Origin of the sequence: Streptomyces sp. HM190 (genome assembly GCF_009857135.1) — a bacterium.
Lineage (GTDB): Bacteria > Actinomycetota > Actinomycetes > Streptomycetales > Streptomycetaceae > Streptomyces > Streptomyces heilongjiangensis.
The window spans coordinates 4723810-4745495 of sequence record NZ_CP047318.1 but is presented as its reverse complement, the minus strand read 5'-3'; the positions used below and the strand labels follow the sequence as shown (position 1 = coordinate 4745495).

The 21686-nt window shown below is 72.4% G+C and carries 17 protein-coding genes and 3 pseudogenes; 5 read left to right on the top strand and 15 right to left on the bottom strand.

Features of this window, described 5'->3' with window-relative positions:
• Nucleotides 1-53 precede the first annotated feature (53 nt).
• The gene (locus GSY65_RS20270) at nt 54-704 is read left to right on the top strand and encodes a hypothetical protein (protein ID WP_159770781.1); all 651 of its coding nucleotides are present in this window, start codon (nt 54-56) and stop codon (nt 702-704) included.
• A 228-nt stretch (nt 705-932) separates the two neighbouring features.
• Here the strand turns inward: GSY65_RS20270 and GSY65_RS20265 are convergent, their stop codons facing one another.
• The gene (locus GSY65_RS20265; RefSeq protein WP_159770778.1) at nt 933-2216 is read right to left on the bottom strand and encodes an adenylosuccinate synthase; all 1284 of its coding nucleotides are present in this window, start codon (nt 2214-2216) and stop codon (nt 933-935) included.
• Between the two features lie 199 nt (nt 2217-2415).
• On the opposite strand from GSY65_RS20265, the gene GSY65_RS20260 reads away from it, so the two are divergent.
• Nucleotides 2416-3411, top strand: coding sequence for a diacylglycerol kinase family protein (locus tag GSY65_RS20260; RefSeq protein ID WP_159770775.1), 996 nt, complete (start codon nt 2416-2418; stop codon nt 3409-3411).
• Nucleotides 3412-3855: 444 nt separating this feature from the next.
• Here the strand turns inward: GSY65_RS20260 and GSY65_RS20255 are convergent, their stop codons facing one another.
• Nucleotides 3856-4191 carry a hypothetical protein gene (locus GSY65_RS20255; protein ID WP_159770772.1) on the bottom strand — a complete coding sequence of 112 codons (336 nt, stop codon included), beginning with the start codon at nt 4189-4191 and terminating at the stop codon, nt 3856-3858.
• A 253-nt stretch (nt 4192-4444) separates the two neighbouring features.
• Between GSY65_RS20255 and GSY65_RS20250 the strand changes: the two genes are divergently transcribed.
• Nucleotides 4445-4951, top strand: a complete 507-nt coding sequence (locus GSY65_RS20250; RefSeq protein ID WP_159770769.1) for a DNA-binding protein — start codon at nt 4445-4447, stop codon at nt 4949-4951.
• Nucleotides 4952-5023: 72 nt separating this feature from the next.
• On the opposite strand, the gene GSY65_RS20245 is transcribed toward GSY65_RS20250, so the two are convergent.
• Nucleotides 5024-5551 (bottom strand): GbsR/MarR family transcriptional regulator, encoded by a 528-nt coding sequence (locus GSY65_RS20245; protein WP_159776190.1) that lies wholly within the window; start codon nt 5549-5551, stop codon nt 5024-5026.
• Between the two features lie 295 nt (nt 5552-5846).
• Here GSY65_RS20245 and GSY65_RS20240 point away from each other — a divergent pair, with 295 nt between their 5' ends.
• Together GSY65_RS20240 and GSY65_RS20235 are read left to right on the top strand one after the other, a co-directional pair.
• On the top strand, nt 5847-6827 hold the full coding sequence (locus tag GSY65_RS20240) for an ABC transporter ATP-binding protein (RefSeq protein WP_236579924.1): 981 nt from the start codon (nt 5847-5849) through the stop codon (nt 6825-6827).
• Nucleotides 6824-8497, top strand: coding sequence for an ABC transporter permease (locus tag GSY65_RS20235; RefSeq protein ID WP_236579922.1), 1674 nt, complete (start codon nt 6824-6826; stop codon nt 8495-8497). Before GSY65_RS20240 ends, GSY65_RS20235 begins: the two co-directional genes overlap by 4 nt.
• A 50-nt stretch (nt 8498-8547) precedes the next feature.
• Here GSY65_RS20235 and GSY65_RS20230 read toward each other — a convergent pair whose 3' ends face one another.
• From GSY65_RS20230 to fbaA, 12 genes and pseudogenes are all read right to left on the bottom strand, one after another.
• Entirely contained in the window at nt 8548-9768 is a 1221-nt protein-coding gene (locus tag GSY65_RS20230) for a cytochrome P450 (protein WP_159770766.1), read from the bottom strand.
• A gap of 87 nt (nt 9769-9855) precedes the next feature.
• A pseudogene (locus GSY65_RS33890) lies at nt 9856-9987 on the bottom strand (alpha/beta hydrolase); the annotation flags it as partial.
• 158 nt (nt 9988-10145) lie between these two features.
• Nucleotides 10146-10811, bottom strand: a complete 666-nt coding sequence (locus tag GSY65_RS20220; protein WP_159770763.1) for a response regulator — start codon at nt 10809-10811, stop codon at nt 10146-10148.
• Nucleotides 10808-12169: a sensor histidine kinase gene (locus GSY65_RS20215; protein WP_159770760.1), complete on the bottom strand. Its 1362-nt coding sequence runs from the start codon at nt 12167-12169 to the stop codon at nt 10808-10810. Before GSY65_RS20215 ends, GSY65_RS20220 begins: the two co-directional genes overlap by 4 nt.
• Nucleotides 12170-12318: 149 nt before the next feature.
• Nucleotides 12319-12951 (bottom strand): annotated as a pseudogene (locus GSY65_RS20210) (acyltransferase family protein); the annotation flags it as partial.
• Nucleotides 12944-13698 (bottom strand): annotated as a pseudogene (locus GSY65_RS20205) (alpha/beta hydrolase). The pseudogenes GSY65_RS20210 and GSY65_RS20205, both read right to left, overlap by 8 nt.
• Before the next feature lie 527 nt (nt 13699-14225).
• Entirely contained in the window at nt 14226-15131 is a 906-nt protein-coding gene (locus GSY65_RS20200; protein ID WP_159770754.1) for an alpha/beta hydrolase, read from the bottom strand.
• Between the two features lie 393 nt (nt 15132-15524).
• A complete protein-coding gene (locus tag GSY65_RS20195; RefSeq protein WP_236579921.1) occupies nt 15525-17069 on the bottom strand; it encodes a kynureninase in 1545 nt (514 codons plus the stop codon).
• Nucleotides 17062-17907: a tryptophan 2,3-dioxygenase family protein gene (locus GSY65_RS20190; protein ID WP_159770751.1), complete on the bottom strand. Its 846-nt coding sequence runs from the start codon at nt 17905-17907 to the stop codon at nt 17062-17064. The genes GSY65_RS20195 and GSY65_RS20190 overlap by 8 nt, the downstream gene beginning before the upstream one ends.
• 170 nt (nt 17908-18077) lie before the next feature.
• Nucleotides 18078-18491, bottom strand: a complete 414-nt coding sequence (locus GSY65_RS20185) for a DUF3151 domain-containing protein (protein ID WP_159770748.1) — start codon at nt 18489-18491, stop codon at nt 18078-18080.
• 239 nt (nt 18492-18730) lie between these two features.
• Nucleotides 18731-20206: an MFS transporter gene (locus tag GSY65_RS20180; protein ID WP_159770745.1), complete on the bottom strand. Its 1476-nt coding sequence runs from the start codon at nt 20204-20206 to the stop codon at nt 18731-18733.
• Nucleotides 20207-20634: 428 nt separating this feature from the next.
• Nucleotides 20635-21657, bottom strand: coding sequence for a class II fructose-bisphosphate aldolase (gene fbaA, locus GSY65_RS20175; protein WP_159770742.1), 1023 nt, complete (start codon nt 21655-21657; stop codon nt 20635-20637).
• Between the last annotated feature and the right edge of the window lie 29 nt (nt 21658-21686).

The following is a 21686-nucleotide window of genomic DNA, read 5'->3' as shown; positions in this document are numbered from 1 at the left end:
GCGGCGTTCAGCGACTACGCTTCTTCCCCGCCCACACTGTGAGGAGTGCTCCCTTGGCCTGTGACCTCTGGTTGGTCCCGCTCGTCGACGTGCTCTGCCACACGCCCGACAACCCCTTCGCCGAGGAACTCGCGCTCTACAACCAGGTGCTGGGCGAGGCCGGACTGCCGCCGGTGCCCGTGTTCCAGTACATGCCGGGACTGACCGGGGAGGTCGCCCCGATCGCGGGTTTCGACTACGACGCGCTGCACTTCCTGCGCCGGGTGTACCTGTTGCAGGTGTGCGGGCTGCCGGTGACGCCCGTCGGAGAGCTGGGCGGCGACTACGAGCAACTGCTGGAGATGTTCGAGACGACGGCCCAGCAGTCGCATCTCGTCTGGCACTACGACCACGCCGGCGCGTACGTCCCCGTGGACTTCCCGCACCCGCTGGCCAACGACGAACTCCTCGCCGGCAACGGCCCGCTGGGCTCCTCCCAGGGCCTGCTGCGCGAACTGGAGATCGTGGCCCCGGCGATCGGGATCGACCCGGCGAACCCGCCGCTGGCCCCGGCCCCGCCGCTCGCGCCGACGTCGTTGGAGGAACCCGCCGCTCCCGCGCCGTTCGACTCCAGCCCGTTCGCCCGCGAACGCCACGTCTGGCTGGGCCTGAACGCGGCGGCGACCCGCAGCCTGGCCCAGGGCTCGATGATCATCTTCAGCTGAGGGACGGCGCCCACGGGCCCGCGACAACCGGGGCGGATCTCGCCACCTGCCTCCCTGAACAGCGGCTCGGCGACCGAGGGCAGGTCGGAGAAGTCATCCGCTGAGACGACAGCCGTACCCGGCCACACGTGATGGCCGCGGCGCCTGACGACCGACGGTGCGGCCGGACTCGGGGTGAGTCGGCCGCACCGTCAGGGGGTGGTGCGGGTGCCCTGTCGGGCTCCGGCGCTAGATGAACGAGTTGATCTCGATCGTCTCGTCGCGGCCCGGGCCCACGCCGATGGCGGAGATCGGGGCGCCGGACATGTCCTCCAGGGCCTTGACGTACGCCTGGGCGTTCTTCGGCAGGTCGGAGAACGACTTGGCCTTGGAGATGTCCTCGGACCAGCCGGGGAGCATCTCGTAGACCGGCTTGGCGTGGTGGAAGTCGGTCTGGGAGTAGGGCAGTTCCTCGACGCGCCTGCCGTCGATCTCGTAGGCCACGCAGACCGGGATCTGCTCCCAGCCGGTGAGGACGTCGAGCTTGGTGAGGAAGAAGTCCGTCAGACCGTTCACGCGGGTCGCGTACCGGGCGATGACCGCGTCGAACCAGCCGCAGCGCCGGTCACGGCCGGTGGTCACACCGCGCTCGCCACCGATGCGGCGCAGCGCCTCGCCGTCCTCGTCGAACAGTTCCGTCGGGAACGGGCCCGCGCCGACACGTGTCGTGTACGCCTTGAGGATGCCGATGACGCGGCTGATCTTCGTGGGGCCGACGCCCGCACCCGTGCAGGCACCGCCGGCCGTCGGGTTGGAGGAGGTCACGAAGGGGTACGTGCCGTGGTCGATGTCCAGGAGCGTGCCCTGGCCGCCCTCGAAGAGGACCACCTTGTCGTCGTCGAGGGCCTGGTTGAGGACCAGGACCGTGTCGGCGACGTACGGGGCGAGCTTGTCGGCGTAGCCCAGCAGCTCCTCGACGACCTGCTCGACGGCGATGGCGCGCCGGTTGTAGAGCTTGGTCAGGACCTGGTTCTTGACGTCGAGGGCAGCCTCGACCTTCTGCGTCAGGATCGACTCGTCGTACAGGTCCTGCACCCGGATGCCCACACGGTTGATCTTGTCCGCGTAGGTGGGGCCGATGCCCCGCCCCGTCGTGCCGATCTTGCGCTTGCCGAGGAAGCGCTCGGTGACCTTGTCGACCGTGACGTTGTACGGCGTGATGATGTGAGCGTTGCCGCTGATCAGGAGCTTGGACGTGTCGACGCCGCGCTCGTTCAGACCGCTCAGCTCGGAGAGCAGGACCGACGGGTCGACGACGACGCCGTTGCCGATGACCGGAGTGCACTCCGGAGTGAGGATGCCGGAGGGGAGAAGGTGGAGGGCGTACTTCTGGTCGCCGACGACGACCGTGTGGCCGGCGTTGTTGCCGCCCTGATAGCGGACCACGTAGTCCACGGAACCGCCGAGCAGGTCGGTGGCCTTCCCTTTACCCTCGTCACCCCACTGAGCACCGAGCAGCACAAGTGCGGGCACGCGCGTACACCCCTTCCGGGCGGGGCATGTCCAAGGTCGGGGGCGTACGCGGTGGCTTGAATGCCCGCCGCGTGCACCGCGACCACCGTTGGTCGCAGACTGTGGACCCGGATGCCCCGGAATAGACGAAGCCCCTGGCGCAATAGCGCAAGGGGCTCTTGCACAAAGATGCTACCCGAGGAAGCGAGGCAGGACCGAGGTGGCGACTGGCGACCAGCTCCTCGTGGTCATCGACCCCCTCGCCCGTCACACGGACGGTGAGGCGGTAAGGATCGCGAAAGACGTGCTCAGCGCGGGTGCGGCGAGTACGAAAGTGTGTCTTCCGGAAGGCCCCGAGGAATTCGCCCGGGTGCTGGCACGGCGGGGTTCCCGGCGGCCGGTGGTGGTCGGGGACGACCGTGCGCTGCTGCGCGCGGTGGCCCTTCTGCACCGGCAGCGGGAGCTGACGGCGTGCGCGTTGGCCATGGTTCCGGTGGGGCCGGCGCTGGGCCTGGCCCGGTCGCTCGGGGTGCCGACCGGTGCCGTGGCCGCCGCGCGGGCCGCCCTCGACGGTGTCGAACGGCGGCTGGATCTGCTCGTCGACGACAGCGACGGGGTGGTGCTCGGCACCCTGCGCATCCCGGCGCCCGTAGGGGCGACCGCACTCGGCACGGAAGCCGGGACGGCCGCGGAGGCGGAGGGAGAGGCGGAGACAGAGGCCGAGAGGGCGGGAGACACGGCAGGCGCCGGGGCCGGGGCCGGTTTCCGCGCGCGGCCCGGTGCGGGGGCTGACGGTGACTCCTCCGGGCATCAGTCGTGGCTGCGGCACTGGCCGCAGTCCCTGGTGCGGACGTTGTCCGCGCGCCCGCCCCGGATCGCGCGCGTCGCGCGGCCCGCCCGGATACGGGTCGCCTCCCCCGCCCCGGTGGGCCCCTCCCGGCTGCGGGTGGAGGTGGACGGGGTGACGCTCGTCGACCTCGACCAGCCGGTGCAGGGCGTGTCGATCGCCCCCGGCACGCACGGCGGCGCGGACGTCGAGGTCCGGCCGGTGTCCGTGGGCGCCGAGGCCGCGCCGCTGCGGGCGGTGGGGCAGCGGGTGACGGTGTCCGGCGCGGACTTCCGCTACCGGGCGGACTCCCTGGTGGTGGCCGGACCGGTACGGACCCGGACGTGGACGGTGCGGGAGGGGGCGTGGGGGCTGACGTTGCCCGCGTGAACGCGGCCTGCGGGGCGAGTACCCGTCGGTCGTGAGGGCGAGCGGCCTGCGTTGCGAGTACCCGTCGGTGGTCGGGCACCTTCGTTCACGTGCTCCGCGGCCGGTCACCGGCGCGCGGTGCCCGCCCGGTGAGCGGCGTCAGCAGCCGGTGGCCCACGTGTGGGGCTCGCCGTTGTCGTCGGCGGCGCCGTTGTGCCCGACCTCCTGGCCGGGGGGTGAGGCAGATGGTCGTGCGGCCGCCCAGGTTGCCGCTGGGGTACACCTTCACGTGGTCCTTGATGCCTGCGCCGGAGATGCTGCCGTGGTTTGGCCCAGGAGGAGTCCTCTTCGGCGATGTTGCTCTCCCACCAGTGGTCGTCGCCCGGCCACCGGCGGCGGCGCGGAGGGTCCGGGCACGTCCGCGGGGCGCCGGGCAGGGCGTTTCGGTCACGCCGCCGCGCGGGGTCAGGTGGGGAGGAGGGTCGGCCACCACGGGGGGACGTTGCCCGGGCAGAGGGGCGCGGGGTACGAGTCCGGGATGCCCAGCCAGGTCACCAGGAACCACGTGAACCACAGCGTGAACAGCAGCCCGACCGCCAGCGCCGCCCCTCGGTGACGGCGTCCGAGCGTGCCGTGCAGAACGAGCCAGGGGACCGCCGCGGCGACCCAGACGACCGGGGCTAGGAGGAGCAGCGTGATGCCGTTCCCGCCGCCGCCGACATCGCACGCGGCCCATGCCCTCCCGATGGCGACCACCGACACGACGGCGGCCAGTCCTCCGAAGAGGGCGCCCGCTGCCACGCCTGTGGACCAGGAGCGGGACGGGCTCGAAGGGGCCGGTGGTCGCGCTTCCTTGTCCGATCCCATGATCGCCCCCCGTCGTCACCGTCGTTGACGCGGAGAGTAGCAACGAGCGCGGTCATCGTCGGCGGACCGCCGCTCTCCGGCCAGGCGTCACAGCTCCACAGAGCCTCACAGGCGGCACTAGCTGCACAGCTGCACAGCTGCACAATAAAACGTTGACAACATGTTGTTTGCATCCGAGGCTGAACGCATGACACCGAAGCCCTCGGCCGCGTCGACGCCGGCCCCGGACCCCACCTGCCACTCCGGCTCCCCCGACCCGTTCACTCCGCCGAACGCCGACGAGGCACGGACACAGCGGACGTACACCTCGTTGTTCCGTATCGCCGAGCGGCACGCGGCCACGGACGGGCAGCGCCGCCGGCAGGTGCACCCGCTCGTCCTGAGCCCGCACGAGGCCGTGCGGCTGGTGTCGTTCCTGCTCAGTGGTGGCGCACTGCTGGAGGACGGGGAGCCGGAGGTCGACCGGGCGGACATCACCGCCGCGCTGAGCCTCGTCCCGTCGGCCCGCGCGGAGATGGACGAGCTGGAGGTCGGACTCCTGGAAATGGCCCGGGGCCGGGGCATGACCTGGCCGGAGATCGCGTTCGGCCTGGGCCTCCAGACCCCGCAGGCCGCCCGCCAGCGCTACGAACGCCTGGCGAGCCGTACGGAAAGGGGCACCGAGTCGGCCGAATCCGTCGAGTCGGCCGATTAGCGGGGGCGGCGGGCGCCGGACGGCGGGCGCCAGGCCCTCCGCAGTCGGCTCCGGCCGCTTTCGGACCCGGTGTCAGTCCCGGCCGAACAACTGGTCGCGGTGGATGCGCCAGCGGGCCATGATCGCCTCGACCTCCACCTCGACGAACTCGAAGAACGCGAGGGTCTCGGTGAGGCGGCGGCCCGCAGGGCTGTCGGCGCCGAGGCTCGCGACGCCCTCGCGCAGCGCGTCCTCCCACCGCTTGATGATCGCCTCGCGGTTGGTGAGGGCCTCGTACCACTGGTCGCTGTGGACGCGGTAGCGCTCACGCCGCGAACCGGGCTCACGCTCGCGTGACACCAGGTGCACCTGGGCCAGGTAGCGGACGGCGCCCGATACGGCGGCGGGGCTGATCTGCAGCTGTTCGCCCAGTTGGGCGGAGGTCAGCGCGCCGGTGTCGGAGGCGAGCAGCGCGGCGAAGACGCGGGCCGGCATCCGCGGCACCCCGGCCTCGACGAGCTGCGCGGCGAAGTGCTCGACGAAACGCGAGACCGCCTCGGGATCCCGCTCGGCCCCCTCCGCACCCTCCGCCCTCTCCTCGGCCCCGTCGTCCTCAGCCATGTCACCTGCCGAGCGGCCACCGACGGAGTCGACGTCCCAGGGGCCGGAGGTCGCGGAGTCGGCGCCCGGCACCCCAGGCACCGCGGCCTCGGCCTGGACCTCACCTTCGGCCCGGGGCTCGCCCCCGGACTTCGCTTCCGCCATCGCTGGATCATCTCCCCTGGTCAGGCACCCCGGTCGCGCCACCACGCCACCACGCCACCGTCACGCCACGGCCACCCGCCGAAACAGTCTACTGTCGATTCATACGCTTCCTTAACTTCACAAATTTCTGAAGTAAGCGTACGTTCGGAGCATGACGAAGGCCAACCCAGCCATCGAGGTCGCCGGACTCCACAAGTCCTTCGGGCGGACCCACGCTCTCGCCGGCCTCGACCTGACCGTCGAGACCGGCGAGGTCCACGGCTTCCTCGGCCCCAACGGCGCCGGCAAGTCCACCGCCATCCGCGTCCTCCTCGGCCTGCTCCGCGCCGACTCCGGGTCCACCCGGATCCTGGGCCGCGACCCGTGGAAGGACGCGGTGGAGGCACACCGCCGCATCGCCTACGTACCCGGCGACGTCACCCTCTGGCGGAACCTGTCCGGCGGCGAGGTCATCGACCTCTACGGCCGGCTGCGCGGAGGACTCGACCCCCGCCGCCGCGCCGAACTGACCGACCGCTTCGAGCTGGACCCGACGAAGAAGGGCCGCACCTACTCGAAGGGCAACCGCCAGAAGGTCGCCCTCGTCGCCGCGTTCGCCTCCGACGTCGACCTGCTCATCCTCGACGAGCCGACCTCCGGCCTCGACCCGCTGATGGAGGAGGTCTTCCAGCACTGCGTGCGCGAGGAACGCGACCGGGGCCGCACCGTCCTGCTGTCGTCCCACATCCTCAGCGAGGTCGAGGAGCTGTGCGACCGGGTGAGCATCATCCGCAAGGGCGTCACCGTCGAGAGCGGTTCCCTGGCCGACCTGCGCCACCTGACCCGTACGGCCGTCGCCGCCGAACTCGCCTCCCCGCCGGGCGACCTGTCCCGCCTCCCCGGCGTCCACGACCTCGACGTCCAGGGCAACCGGGTCCGCCTCCAGGTCGACACCGACAAACTCGACGCCGTCCTGCGCTCGCTGACCGAGTCGGGCGTACGGTCCCTGACCTCGACGCCGCCCACCCTGGAAGAACTCTTCCTGCGGCACTACCAGGACGACGTCCGGGACGCGGGCGGCGCCGATGACGAGGGAGCCGCTTCCGGGGGCGGCACCGACGCCCACGCTCAGGAGAGGACGACCACGCGATGACCGCCGTCGGCAACACCCCCGCGTCCACGCCCTCGGCCTCGACTCCGCCGTCGTCACCGCCGTCGCCGCCCTCGGCGTTCGCCAGGCGGGACGGCGGGACGCGCCAACTGGCCGGTACGGGGGTCCTGTTGCGGTTCGCGCTGCGGCGGGACCGGGTGATGGTGCCGGTGTGGGTCGCGGTGACGGGACTGATGGTCCTCTCCATGCCGAACAGCCTGCGCGGCCTGTACGGCACCGCCGCCGAACGCGCCGACCTGATGCGCCAGATGAACGCCAACTCGTCACTGCGCGCCCTGGTCGGGCCCGTCTTCGACGACTCCCTCGGCGCCCTGACCGCGTGGCGCGTCGGTGTCTACGCCGGTCTGCTCGCCGCCGTGATGAGCCTGCTCGTCGTCATCCGCCACACGCGCGACGAGGAGGAGAGCGGCCGTCTGGAGGTGGTCGCGTCGGGGATGGTGGGGCACCGGGCGCCGTTGACGGCGGCGCTGCTCACGGCTGCGCTCGCGAACGGCGCGCTGGCGCTGCTGGTGACGGGCGGACTCGCCGGGCAGGGCGCGGCGGGCGCGCTGGCCTTCGGGCTGGGGATCGCGGGCGTCGGCATGGTGTTCGCGACGACGGCCGCGGTGATCGCTCAGCTGACGGAGAGCGCGCGGCTGGCGCGGGGGCTGACGGCGGGGGTCCTCGGGGCGGCGTTCGTGCTGCGGGCAGCGGGCGACGCTTCCACGAACGACGGTTCGTCTTTTTTGACGTGGCTGTCGCCTCTGGGGTGGCTCGAAAACGAGCGTTCGTTCGCTGATGAGCGGTGGTGGGTGCTGCTGCTGTTCGTCGGGGCCGCCCTCGTCCAGGGCGCGGTGGCGTACGCGCTGGCCGGACGCCGCGACGTCGGCATGAGCTTCCTGCCGACCCGCCCGGGACCGGCCACGGGCCGCCTCGCGACGGCGGGCGCGCTGGCCTGGCGGCTGCAGCGGGGCAGCGTGCTCGGCTGGAGCATCGGGTTCTTCCTCGCCGGGGTCGTCTACGGCGGGCTCACCGAGGGCGCGGCCGACCTGGTCGCCGACAACGAAGGGGCCCGCCAGATCTTCGAACGCATGGGCGGCCGTTCCGGGCTCACGGACGCGTTCCTCGCGTCGATGATCGGCATGCTCGGGCTGATCGCCGCGCTCTACGTCGTCGGTGCCGTCCTGCGGCTGCACGGCGAGGAGACCTCGGGCCGGGCCGAACCCCTCCTCGCCAACGCCGTGGGCCGGCTGCGGTGGGCCGCCGGACATCTGACCGTCGCCTTCGCCGGCTCCGTGTGGATCATGCTGCTCGCCGGTGTGGGCTTCGCCCTCGGCTACGGCAAGGAGGTCGGCCCGATCCTGGGCGCCTGCCTCGTCCAGGTCGCCGGGGTGTGGGTCGTCGGCGGCGTCGCCGTCCTGGTGCACGGCCTCGCCCCCCGGGCGGCCATGGCGGCCTGGGGCCTCGCCGGCGCCGTCCTGCTGATCGGCTGGATCGGCCCGGCGCTCGACGCCCCCCAGGCCGTCCTCGACCTCTCCCCCTTCGGCCACCTGCCGAAGCTGCCGGGCGGGGAGATGCGGTGGACGCCGGTGCTGACCCTGATCGGGCTGGCGGTCGTCCTGGTCGCGACGGGGCTGGCGGGACTGCGACGGCGCGACGTCGTCGTGAGCTGACGCCGGCTGTGGTCGTCGGCCGGGGAGCGGCGTGTGCTCTGCGCCGTGCTCTACGCCACCTCCACCTGAAGTCCCTCCAGCCCCCGGATCACGAAGTTCGGCTTGCGCTTCGGCTCCGTCGCGAGGGACAGGGTGGGGGCCTTCTCCAGCAGGGCCGTCATCGACGCCGCCAGTTCGATCCGGGCGAGGGGCGCGCCGATGCAGTAGTGGATACCGGCGCTGAACGAGATGTGGGGGTTCTCCTGACGGGTGAGGTCCAGTTTCTCCGGGGCGGCGAAGACGGCCGGGTCGTGGTTCGCGGAACCGAACAGCATCGCGATCTCCGCCCCTCGCGGGACGGTCGTGCCGTCGATCTCGATGTCGTCGAGCACCCAGCGTTCGAACAGCTGGAGCGGGGTGTCGTACCGCATCAGCTCCTCCACGGCCGCCGGTACCAGCGAGTGGTCCGCGCGCAGGGCCGCCAGCTGGTCGGGGTTGCGGAACAGCGCCCACCAGCCGTTCACGGTGGCGTTCACCGTCGCCTCGTGGCCCGCGTTCAGCAGCAGCACGCAGGTCGAGATCATCTCCTGCTCGGTGAGCCGGTCGTCCTCGTCGTGCGCCGCGATCAGCCCCGAGATCAGGTCGTCGCCGGGGTTCTCCCGACGGTGCGCGATCAGGTCCCGGAGGTACTCCGAGAACTCGACCGACGCCCGCACCGCGCTCTTCGCCGTCGCCTCCGACGGGCTCAGCTCGTACATCCCGCAGATGTCCGCCGACCAGGGCCGCAGCTGCGCCCGGTCCGCCTCGGGGACACCGAGCATCTCCGCGATCACCGCCACCGGGAGCGGCTCCGCGACGTCCGCCAGCAGATCACCGCCGCCGGCCTCGACCAGCCGGGCCACCAGCTCGCCCGCCAGCCCCTCCACATACGGCTTCAGCCGCTCGACCGTGCGCGGTGTGAACGCCTTCGACACCAGCCGCCTGATGCGGGTGTGGTCCGGCGGCTCCAGGTCCAGCATCCCGTGGTCGTTCAGCGTGTGGAACGGCTCGTGCTCCGGCGGCGGCGCGCTGCGGCCGAACTCCTCGTGCGTGAACCTGTGCTGGTACGTCCGGCCCAGGCGGCGGTCCCGCAGCAGCGTCGAGACATCCGCGTGGTGGGCGACGAGCCACTGGTTCGTGGGCTCGAAGTACCGCACCCGGCCGAGCGCCCGCAGCTCGGCGTACGCCGGGTACGGGTCCGCCAGAAAGCCGGGGTCCCACGGGTCGAAAGCGAGAGGGGAAGCAGGTGCCATGAACGGACGCTAACCCGCGACCCGCCTCCCTGAACAGAGCCGACCCTCCACATGACCTCGGCAAACCGTCCGGGAGGGCCGTCGGCAGCCGTGGCCCATCACGATCAGCGGACGCGTACCGACGGCGCCTTCCGGTGTCCACAGCACGCCAGGGATCTCGTCGAGGGTGAAGAGGTGTTCGCGGACGCCGGCGGACGACGTCCCGGAGTTGAAACGCATGAGCGGTTCAAGCCTTTCGGGATGCCTTCTGCGGGCGGTCCCTGAGCCATGCGAAGGAGGAAGCCCCGGCCTGTCACAGCGTTGATCGGTCTCACCTCCTCGGTTGGCGGCGAAGCACGGCGGCGCCGAACGTACGACGAGGGGATCTTCGGGCCGGTTCAGCCGGGGATGACCAGCCTGGCCTCGTAGGCGAAGACCGCTGCCTGGGTGCGGTCGCGCAGGCCCAGCTTCACCAGGACCCGGCTGACATGGGTCTTGATGGTCGACTCCGCCACGACCAGGCGCTCGGCTATCTCGGAGTTGGAGAGCCCCTGGGCGATGAGGACGAGTACCTCCGTCTCGCGGTCCGTCAGCTCCCCGTACGCCAGTTGGGTGGCCGCCGAGGGACGCGGTGTCTCGGCCAGCTTGGAGAACTCGTTGATCAGACGCTTGGTGACCGACGGCGCGAGCAGCGCCTCCCCCGCCGCCACCACTCGCACGCCTTCGGCGAGTTGGCGGGCGGAGGCGTCCTTGAGCAGGAACCCGGAGGCTCCCGCGCGCAGCGCCTGGTACACGTACTCGTCGAGGTCGAACGTCGTCAGCACCAGCACCTTGGCGCCGCCGTCGGCCGCCACGATCTCCCGTGTGGCCTCGATGCCGTTCATCTCCGGCATGCGGATGTCCATCAGGACGACGTCCGGGGACAGCTCCCGGACCCGGTCGACGGCGTCCCGGCCGTTGACCGCCTCGCCGACCACCTCGATGTCCGGCATCGCGCCGAGCAGCACCGAGAAGCCCTCGCGGACCATCATCTGGTCGTCGGCGATCAGCACGCGGATCGTCATGCGTCGGCCTCGCTCGCGCCGGCCACCGGCAGGAACACCGTCACCTCGTAGCCCCCGTCCTCCGTCTCGCCCGTCGTCATCTCGCCGTTCAGCATGGTGACGCGCTCACGCATGCCCGTGATGCCGTGGCCGGCGCCGTGGGTGGACTTCACCAGGGTCACCTCCGGGGAGGGCCCGTTGACGATGCGCAGGCCCAGCCCGCCCAGAACGTAGCCGATCTCCACGCGGGCCGTCGCGCCGGGCGCGTGCCGCAGGGTGTTGCTGAGGGCCTCCTGGACTATTCGGTACGCCGACAGCTCCACGCCCTGCGGGAGTTCGCGCACCGCTCCGGTGACGGCCTTCTCGACGGTCAGGCCGGCCTCCCGGACATTGGCGAGCAGGCTGTCGAGGTCGGCGAGGGTGGGCTGCGGGGCGTCCGGGGCCTCGTAGTCCTCGGCGCGGACGACACCGAGGACGCGGCGCAGCTCGGTGAGCGCGGCCACCGCGTTCTCCCGGATCGTGGCGAACGCCTGCTCCAGCTCGGGCGGCGGGTTCTCCACGCGGTAGGGCGCGGCCTCGGCCTGGATGGCGACCACCGACATGTGGTGGGCGACCACGTCGTGCAGCTCGCGGGCGATCGTCGTGCGCTCCTCCAGGAGGGTCCGCTTGGAGCGCTCGTGCTCGGTCACCGTCTGCTGGGCGGTCACCTCCCGCTGGGCGGTGCGCCGTATCTGCAGGACGGAGACGGACAGGAGGATGAAGGCGAGGAAGGTCAGCATCGGCCCGGTGTTGGCGCTGTAGTAGCCGTAGTCCAGGTAGCGGGAGGAGAAGAACGTCTCGGCGAGCAGGCTGTAGAGCGCGGTGATGCCCCACATCCACGCGGCGATCCGGGGCCTGGTGCGCAGGGCGACGACCGTGAGGACGATGACATGGGTCACGAAGGCGCCGGGGAACCACGGCCAGTCGTTGAAGTCGCTGCCGATCACGGAGCCGATCAGGGTGGCGCCCATGGAGGCCCAGAAGGCGCCGACGGGCCTGACGAGCGTCAGCAGGACCGCCGTCAGGGAGAGGACGCCCGTGATCAGATGGGTGAGATCACCGCCTCCGTTGCCCTCCGTCGAGGCGTACATCGCTATCAGCGCACCGAGGGTCACCGCCGCGTGGGGGGCCCACACGGCGCGCTCGCGGAGCCGCTGGGGCAGCTTGCGGACGAACGGGCCGTCCAGCCGCCTGCGGGGCAGCGGCCGGTACGCGAAGGCGTCGTGGAACATGTCCTGCCAGAGCCCGTTCAGAGCGTTGACGGCGAGCCTGAACTCCGGGCTGCGTTCCTTGGCATCGCGTCGCGGTGGCCTGGGCTGGGTGTGAGTCGTCTCGGTCACGTTGAGAACGGTAGGCGGGGGCGGGGTCGCCGTCGTCACCAGTGAGGAGGGTCTGTCCGGGTCCGTCTCAGGTACTACGGGTCCCGCGCACCCGCCCGGCACCAGGAGCGTGGGCGCCTCAGTAGCCCGTGGGACGGACCAGGCCGCAACCACAGCGGGGACAGGGCCAGTGCGAGGAGGGTGTGGATCGTGTCCAGGTCCGCGCCGGTGGCCAGGAGGCCGAGCGTCACCGCCGCCCAGAGGACGAGGACCGCCGCGACCGGGGTGAACGGACGGCTCAGTCGGGCGCCCAGCCACTGCGGGTACGTCGTGCCGCGCGCTCGGGCGGAGCTGTAGCTCCTCGTCGCCACGTGGCCGCCCACCAGGAAGAAGACAGCGAGGGTCTGGAAGGCCCAGGAGATCGGAGCCGGCGACGGCATGTGCTGGAGGGGGCTGGTGGTGCGGAAGGTGCCGTCCCCGGCCGGGACGAGGGCGGTGACCAGCCAGTGGCCGAGGACTATCCCGAGGATGGCGAGGGCGCGCAGGGCGTCCACCGCGCGGTCCCGCGTGGGCGGGGTCGCGGTGTGCAGGTGGGCGGCTCGGCGGAGGCGGTTCCGCGCGGGCCGCGCACCGTCGGCGGCCGGCACCTGGGATCCGGTCACCGACGCCTGCGCTCCGGTCACCGGGGGCTTCGTATCCACGCCGGTCCCCGACTTCACCTCCACGCCGGTCCCCGGCCTCGCCTCCGCTCGCGCGTCGTTTCTCACGAGGTCGGTGACCGACCGCGGGGCCGTTTCACGCATGGGTTACCTCCTGAGGGGTGCCGAGGGTGATGTGCGCGAGGTTGTCGAGCGCGAGGGAACCGGGGGTGAAGTAGCCGCTGTGGGTGGCGTCGCCCGCGGCGAAGACATGGGCGCCGAAGGCGGGGGACGTCGGGTCGGTGCCGAAGCCGGCGGTCGTGCCGAAGACGTCGACCCGGGTGTGCGGGACCGCTTCGATCCAGTCGTCCGCGCCTCGGGCAGCCCGTATGCGGGCCGACGTGTGCAGCGCGGACGCGCTGTCGGCGCCCGTGCCCGGACTGCCGATCAGGACCAGGTTGTGCACGTCGTCGAGGTCCGCCGCCGCTCTGCCGCACACGACCGAGCCGTAGGAATGGCAGAGCAGGGAGATGTCGGCCGTCTCGCCGACCAGTCCCCGTAGCCCGTTCACGAACGTGCTCAGGAGCGGGGCCGCCTGTCGGCCCGGGTGTCGGTGAGCACCGTCGTGCTGATCGTGTCCGGTGTCTCGTAGCCGAGCCAGGTGATGACCGCGGCGGTCGGGCCGGTGCGGGCGTGCAGGGCGAGCGCCGTCCCACGGAAGCGGTCGTAGGTGTCGATGCTGGTGTCCGAACCGGGGATCGGTACCGCGATGTGATCGGCCTTCAGCAGGTCCCCCGTGACCTCCACGGCCTGGCCGGGGCCCCGGCCGTCGAACGTCAGGAACTGTCGGGAGGGCTTCGCGATCGAGCGGTCCTTCGCGGCCTGGTCGTGGTCGCCGTGCGCCTCGGCCATGCGGGCCGCCTCCGCCGCGTTCGCGCGGTTGGCCGCGTACACCGCCTGCAGCGATGTCGGGGGGAGGGGCGCGAGGGTGGCCGGTGGCGGGGCCGGGATCCGAGGGTGGGCCGCGGCGGAGACGGGGGCGACGACGGCGGTGGCGATGAGCAGGGCGAGGAGGGTGCGACGGAGACGGGCGGGCCACTGGTACCGGCCGTGCGGCCGCCGGCCGGACCGACTGGACAGACCCGGCCGGCCCGGGTGGCTGTACCCGCCCGGTCGGCTCGTGTCGCTCGAATCACCCGTGCGGATCCGCCGGTCGGGTCGCCGTGGCAGCGCAGCTGCCCTCGGCCGTGTCACGGCCCCCATCTCCGCTGCCCCTCCCCCTCCGCCCGCCCGGCTGTCGGGCGTTCTGGCAAGGAAGTTACGGATCGGAGGCCGTAGTCCGCGTGGTGCCACAGAGCTCAGCTGCGAGGTAGCTCTCAAGTATGACGGGTATCGGCTGGGGCCCCGGACGGGCCGCTCGGCGCTGCGGGCCCGCGGGTTCACCAGGCCAGTTGGGCGATCTCCTCCGCCACCACCGCGCACGCGTCCGCCGCCGGGTCGATCAGCGGGAAGTGGCCGACGTCCTCCAGCAGCGTGAGGCCGACGACCTCGCCCGCCTTGGCCGCCGCGTCCGCGTACGCGTCGGCGACGGGCTGCGGTACGACGATGTCGGTGCGGCCCTGGACGAGGGTCGTGGCGATGCCCGTCGGGAGCAGGAGGGCCGGGTCGGCGTAGGGCCGACGTTCGTCGAACTTGTCCTGACCGCCCAGGAGTTGGGTGGTCGCGCCGCCGCAGACGTCCAGTTTCTCGGCCACGGCGAAGTCGGCGATGGGTGCCAGCGCGACGACGCCGCGCAGCGGGGGCGGGCCCGCCGTGCGCCAGGGCGCGTCCGGCGGGAGGACGTGCCGGGAGGCCGCCCACAGCGCCAGGTGCCCGCCCGCCGAGTGCCCGGTGAGAACCATGCGGCGGGGGTCAGCCTCGGGCACGGCGTCCCGTACGAGGTCGGGCAGGGCGTCGAGGGCGGCGGCCACGTCGTCGAACGTCTCCGGCCAGCGGCCGGCCACCGGGCCCGCGCTGCCACCGGGACCGCCCTGCGCGGGCAGCGCGTTCCCCCTGCGGTACTCGATGTTGGCCACGGCGAAGCCCCGGCGGGCCAGGAAGTCCGCGAACGGGGTGATGTGCCGGCGGTCGTACGGGGCGCGCCAGGCCCCGCCGTGCAGGACCGCCACCAACGGGGCCGCCGAGGAGGCCGGCGTGGTGCCCGGGGTGACCCGGGGGGCGTAGAAGTCGATCACCTGGTCGGGGTGGTCGCCGTAGGCGGTGGTGGCGTCCGGGTCGACCGGGGGGTGCGAGAAGGCGGATGCCTCTTCGGCGGCATCGCGGGCTGCGGCGTCGTCGTCCGGCATGCTCCAACCTCTCAAGGGTGAAACGGATTTGGATGGGTTTGGGGGTGGGCGGGCTCGGGGATACGGACGCCTGCCGTTGGCGGGGACGGTACCAGGCCGGTGACGTGCGCCGACACGCGGATATGACGCCGGGTCAGGGTTGACGGTTCTGGGGGTTTTGGGGGTGCGTCCGCGGGGGGGCGCGCCGTGAAGCGCGCGGGGCGGGAGTGCGCGCCGGTGGGCGATGCGGAGCAGGGCGGGGGGTGCCGTGAACCGGCGCGGACGGTACTCCGGCGGCGCGGACGGTGGCCTGACGGCACGCAGGGTTGCCTGACGGCGCGGACGGTGCCCCGGCGGCGCGGACGACAGCGTCGCGCGCCACCGGGGCGGGCAGGCCACCGGCCGCCCTGTACCTCAGGCGGTGGAACCCAGCGTCTCCGCGAGGACCCGTGCCGCCCGTTCCACGTCGGCGAAGCCCACGTAGAGGGGGGTGAAGCCGAAGCGGAGGACGTCGGGGTGGCGGAAGTCGCCCACGACGCCCCGCTGGATGAGGCGCTTCATGACCTCCCCGGCGTCGTCACAGCGGAGGGCGACCTGGCTGCCGCGCTCGGCGTGGGCGACCGGGGTCAGGCACTCGACGCGCCCCTGGGGAACGTACGCCGCCACGCAGCGCAGGAAGAAGTCCGTCAGCGCGAGGGACTTGGCCCGAACAGCCTCGACCGTCACCCCGGCCTCCGCCCCGGCACCGGAGCCGTTGCCGTTGCCGTTGCGACTGCTGTTGCTACTGCCGTTGCAGTTGCTGTCGCCGGTCTCGGTACCGGTCCCTCCCCCGTCCCACACATCCAGCGCCGCCTCCAGCGCCAGCATCGACAGGATGTCCGGCGTGCCGACGCGGCCGCGCAGGGCGCCGCCCGCCGGTTCGAAGGACGGGCGCATGCCGAAGGGGTCCGTGTGGGAGTTCCAGCCCGGAAGGGGCGAGTCGAAGCGGGGCTGGAGGTCGCGGCGCACGTAGAGGTACGCCGGTGAACCGGGGCCGCCGTTCAGGTACTTGTACGTGCAGCCGACCGCGAGGTCGACGCCGTGCTCGTCGAGGCCGACGGGCAGGGCGCCCGCGCTGTGGCACAGGTCCCAGACGGCGTACGCGCCCGCGTCGTGGATCGCCGCCGTCAGGGACGGCAGGTCGTGGAGGCGGCCGGTGCGGTAGTCGACGTGGTTGAGGAGCACCGCGGCCGTACGGGGGCCGAGAGCGTCCGGCACCTCCGCCGGGGTCACCGGGCGCAGTGTGCGTCCGGTCATCCGCGCGGCCGACTCGGCTATGTAGCCGTCCGTGGGGAAGGTCGTCGCGTCGACCAGGATCTCGTCCCGGACCGGCCGCCCGCCGACTCCGGCCCCGTCCCCGGCCCCGACTCCGTCGCGGGCGCCGTCTCCGGCCCCGTCCCCACCCCGGCGCGCGTCGTCGTCGGCCATCCGGACCGCCGCGACAACCGCCTTGAAGATGTTGACGCTCGTGGAGTCGCCCACCACGATCTGGCCGGGCGCCGCGCCCACCAACGGGGCGATACGGTCGCCGATCCGCTCGGGCGCGGTCCACCAGCCGCTCTCGTCCCAGGAGCGGATGCGCAGGGAGCCCCACTGGCGGCGTACGACGTCGTCGACCCGGCCGGGGACGGCGGCCGGCAGCGCGCCGAGGGAGTTGCCGTCGAGGTACACGGCGTCGTCGAGGACGAAACGGTCGCGGAGACCGGCCAGTTCGTCGGCCTCGTCGAGCTTCGCCGCCTCCACGGCCAGCGCGGAGGGGGACGGGTGCACGGCGCCGCCGGCGTACTCGGCGCCACCGGCGTCCCGGTCAGGCCCCTCGTTCGGCTGAGCCTGAGCCTGTGCCTGTGGATGCGCCTGCGGGTCCACCTGCGGCTGGGACTGGGACTGAGGCGTCGTCTTCGTCTCGGTGAGGTCAGACATGGGAGCGCGCCGTCCACAGCTCGGGGAAGACGTTCTTCCGGGCCCGCTTCTCCAGCCAGGCGACACCGGCGGAGCCGCCGGTGCCGGCCTTGGCGCCCATGGCGCGCCGCGTGGCGACGAGGTGGTCGTTGCGCCAGCGCCAGACCAGCTCGGCCACGTCGGTGAGCGCCTCGCCGAGGCGCGCGAGCTCGTGGTCCGGGTCGCCGGAGTACAGCGCGGTCCACACCGCCTCGACCTCGGGGGACGGCTCGTAGCGCTGGGAGACGTCACGCCGTACGACGGACTCGGGGATCGCGTGTCCGCGGCGGGCCAGGAGCCGCAGGACCTCGTCGTAGAGGCTCGGCTCGTGCAGCGCCTTCTCCAGCTCGGCGTGGACGCGGGGCGCCCCGCGGTGCGGGACGAGCATGGAGGCGGACTTCTCACCGAGCAGGAACTCCATACGGCGGTACATCGCCGACTGGAAGCCGGAGCCCTCGCCGAGGGCGGCGCGGTACGAGTTGAACTGGGCCGGGGTGAGCTGGCCGAGGGGCTTCCAGGAGGCGTTCAGGGCCTCCAGCTCGCGCACGGAACGCTTCAGCGCGTCCCTCGCGGTCGGGACGTCGTCGCTCCGCAGCGCGGCGGTGGCGGTCTCCCACTCGTGCACGATGACGGTGAACCACAGCTCCATGACCTGGGTCGTCACCAGGAAGACCATCTCTCCGGGGTCGTCGGAGAGGGGGTGCTGGAGGTGGGTGAGAACGTCCGCCTGGACGTAGTCCTCGTACGGGGTGGTTCCGTGGAAGTCGAGATGCGGGGTCTCGGGCTCCGAAGCCTCGACGGGCTGAGCCTGCTGGGACATCGCTGTCTCCTGTGGTGTGCTCCGGGTAGCGGTCCGCCCCTGCCGTTACCGACACGGGGGCCCCGGTCCCCACCCGCATATTCGGGGATGTGCCCCCGACATCGCAAGGTCCGCCTGGTCACACCAGGCGGACCTGCGCGAACGTGCCCCAGGGGCATCGGCCGTACGGGTCAGCCGAGGGTCTGGGCCGCCGTCGAGGACGAGTCCTTCAGGAACTGGGTGCAGCGCTCGTACTCCTCCTGCTCACCGATGGTTCCGGCGGCGCGGGCGAGGGCGTGCAGGGCGCGGAGGAAGCCACGGTTCGGCTCGTGCTCCCAAGGGACCGGGCCGTGGCCCTTCCAGCCGTTGCGGCGCAGGGCGTCCAGGCCGCGGTGGTAGCCCGTCCGGGCGTAGGCGTACGACTCCACGACACTGCCCCGCTCGAACGCGTCGTCGGCGAGCTGGGCCCAGGCGAGGGAGGAGGTGGGGTACTGCGCGGCGACGTCGGCGGGGGGCGTGCCGTTCGCGAGGAGTTCGCGGGGCGCCGGGTCGTCGGGGAGGTGCGTCGGGGGCGGACCCCCGAGGAGGTTCTCGTGAATCGTCATGGGTTCCAGTCTGGCCCATCCGGGGAGGCGGGAACGCCGGACGGGGCGACGCTTCCCGGCCGGGACGGGGCCACGGCGCCGGCCCCGCGCACGGGACCGACATGCCGCATCTGCGCACGGACCGCTGCTCGGGACAGTCGGCGTCCAGGACCAACGCACAGGACGGCCGACATCCAGGACCGGCGCACAGGACAGCCGACATCCAGGACCGGCGCACACGGCCGACCGACCGGTGGCGCTCACTCCCCGGAGTGGGCCGTGCCGCCCGGTTCGCCCTCCAGTGGGGGTGCCGTCATCGAGGCGTGGGTGCGGCACTCGGGGTGCTGGCAGTCGGCGGGCGGACGGCGGATCGTGGTGAAGGCGAGGGCCGCCGCGGCCAGGAGCAGCACCGCGCAGACCGGCATGGCGGTGCTGAACGCGTCGTCGAACTGAACCGGGTCCCGGAACGCCTCCGGGCCCATCCCGGCGACGAGCGGGAGCGCGGCCACGGCGACGAGGCCGGCGGCGCGGGCGGCGGCGTTGTTGATGCCGCTGGCGAGGCCCGCGTGCTCGGTGGAGACGGACGCGAGCACGGTGGCCGTCAGCGGCGCCACGAGGGTGACCATGCCCAGGCCGAGGACGAGGAGCGCGGGCAGCACGTCCGTCGGGTACGAGGCGCCGGGGCCCACCCGCAGCATCAGCAGGACGCCCACCGCGCACAGCACGGGGCCGACGGTGAGGGGGATGCGCGGGCCGACGCGTTCGCCGAGGGCGCCCGCGTGGGAGGAGAGCAGCAGCATCAGGACGGTGATGGGGAGCAGGGCCGTGCCGGCGGCGAGCGCCGAGTACCCGGAGACCACCTGGAGCTGGAGCGCGGCGAGGAAGAAGAAGCCGCTGAATGCCGCGTACACGAACAGGGTGACGACGTTGACCGCCGTGAACTGGCGGGACGCGAAGATCTCCGGCGGCATCATCGGGTCGGCGCGGCGGCGCTCGACCCGGACGAAGGCCACGCCCGCGGCGACACCCGCCACGGCCGTGACGGCGACCGGGACCGCGCCCGTCGTCGCCTCGATCAGCGCGTAGGTGACGAACGCCAGGGACAGGGCGCCGAGGGCCGCGCCGAGGACGTCGAAGCCCCGGCCGTGGGCGCGGCCGTCGCCGGACTCCGGTACGTGGCGCAGGGCGATCGGGACACAGAGGAGGGCGAGGGGGACGTTCAGGAGGAAGACCCAGCGCCAGCCGGGGCCGTCCACGAGCCAGCCGCCGAGGAAGGGGCCGACCGCCGCGCCGATGCCGCCGAAGCCGGACCACAGGCCCACGGCCCGCGCCCGGTCGTCCGGGTGGAAGGAGGCCTGGATGAGGGCGAGGGAGCCGGGGGTGAGGAGGGCACCGCCGACCCCCTGGAGGGCACGGGCGGCGATCAGTACGGCCGCGTCGGGGGCGATGCCGCACAGCAGGGACGCGGAGGCGAACCACACCACGCCCAGCACGAAGATCCTGCGGCGGCCGAACCGGTCGCCGAGCGCACCGCCGAGGAGGATCAGACCGGCGAGGGTGAGCATGTACGCGTTGACGGTCCACTGGAGGGCGGCGAGGTCCGTGTCCAGGTCGCGCCCCATCCGGGGAAGGGCGACGTTGACGACCGTCGAGTCCACCATGGCCATGCTCGACCCGAGGACCGTGGTGAGGAGGATCCATCTGCCCTGAGCGGAGGCGAGCCGTACGTCGGCCATGCAGGGATCATCCCGCGCGGGAGCTGTTCGAGCCAGAGGTCGACGACACACGACCACCGCCGGGGCCCCACGCCGGCGCAGAACACGCGGGGCCCCACGCCGGGGCGGAACAGGCGGGTGGGCCTCGCAACGGAGCGGAACACCCGGGCAGGCCCCCGCGACCGAAGCGGGACGGACACGCGTCGGAAACGGGGAGCGGGCGAGCCGGAAGCGCCGGCGAGCCCGGCGACCAGGACGCGACGGACACACGGGCAGACTCCCGCGAACCTGGGCCGGTCAGACACGCCGACGAGCCCGGCGACCAGGACGCGACGGACACACGGGCAGACTCCCACGGACCTGGGCCGGTCGGGCACGCGGGCGGAAACGGCGGCTGCCCGCAGCCGTGCGGGCTGCGGGCAGGCGCGGAGCGACCGTCGGAGGACGGGTTACTTGATCTTCGTGCCCGCGGAGCGGAGGTTGTTGCAGGCCTCGACGATGCGGGCGGCCATGCCGGCCTCGGCGAGCTTGCCCCAGGCGCGCGGGTCGTAGGTCTTCTTGTTGCCGACCTCGCCGTCGACCTTCAGGACGCCGTCGTAGTTCTGGAACATGTGCGCGGCGACCGGGCGCGTGAAGGCGTACTGCGTGTCGGTGTCGATGTTCATCTTGACGACGCCGTTCTCCAGGGCCGTGCGGATCTCGTCCTCCGTGGAGCCGGAGCCGCCGTGGAAGACGAAGTCGAACGGGGACTCCTTGCCGAAGCGGGCGGCGACGCCCTCGTTCAGCTCCTTCAGGAGGTCCGGGCGCAGGACGACGTTGCCCGGCTTGTACACGCCGTGCACGTTGCCGAAGGACGCGGCCAGCAGGTAGCGGCCCTTCTCGCCCAGGCCGAGGGCCTCGGCGGTGCGGATCGCGTCGTCGACCGTCGTGTAGAGGGAGTCGTTGATCTCGTGGGAGACGCCGTCCTCCTCACCGCCGGTCGGGGTGATCTCGACCTCAAGGATGATCTTCGCGGCGGCGGCGCGGGCGAGGAGCTCCTGCGCGATCTCCAGGTTGTCGGCGAGGGTCTCCGCGGAACCGTCCCACATGTGGGACTGGAACAGGGGGTTCTCGCCGCGGGCGACCCGCTCCTCCGACACCGCGAGCAGCGGACGGACGTAGCCGTCGAGCTTGTCCTTCGGGCAGTGGTCCGTGTGCAGCGCGACCGTGATGTCGTACTTCTTGGCGACGATGTGGGCGAACTCGGCCAGGGCGACGGCGCCGGTGACCATGTCCTTGTTGTGCTGGCCGCCCAGGAACTCGGCACCGCCGGTCGAGATCTGGATGATGCCGTCGCTCTCCGCCTCCGCGAAGCCGCGCAGCGCGGCGTGCAAGGTCTGGGACGAGGTCACGTTGATGGCCGGGTAGGCGAACTTTCCTGCCTTCGCCCGGTCGAGCATCTCGTTGTAGACCTCGGGCGTTGCGATGGGCATGGTCCGCTCCTTGTATGTGCGGGTGGCGT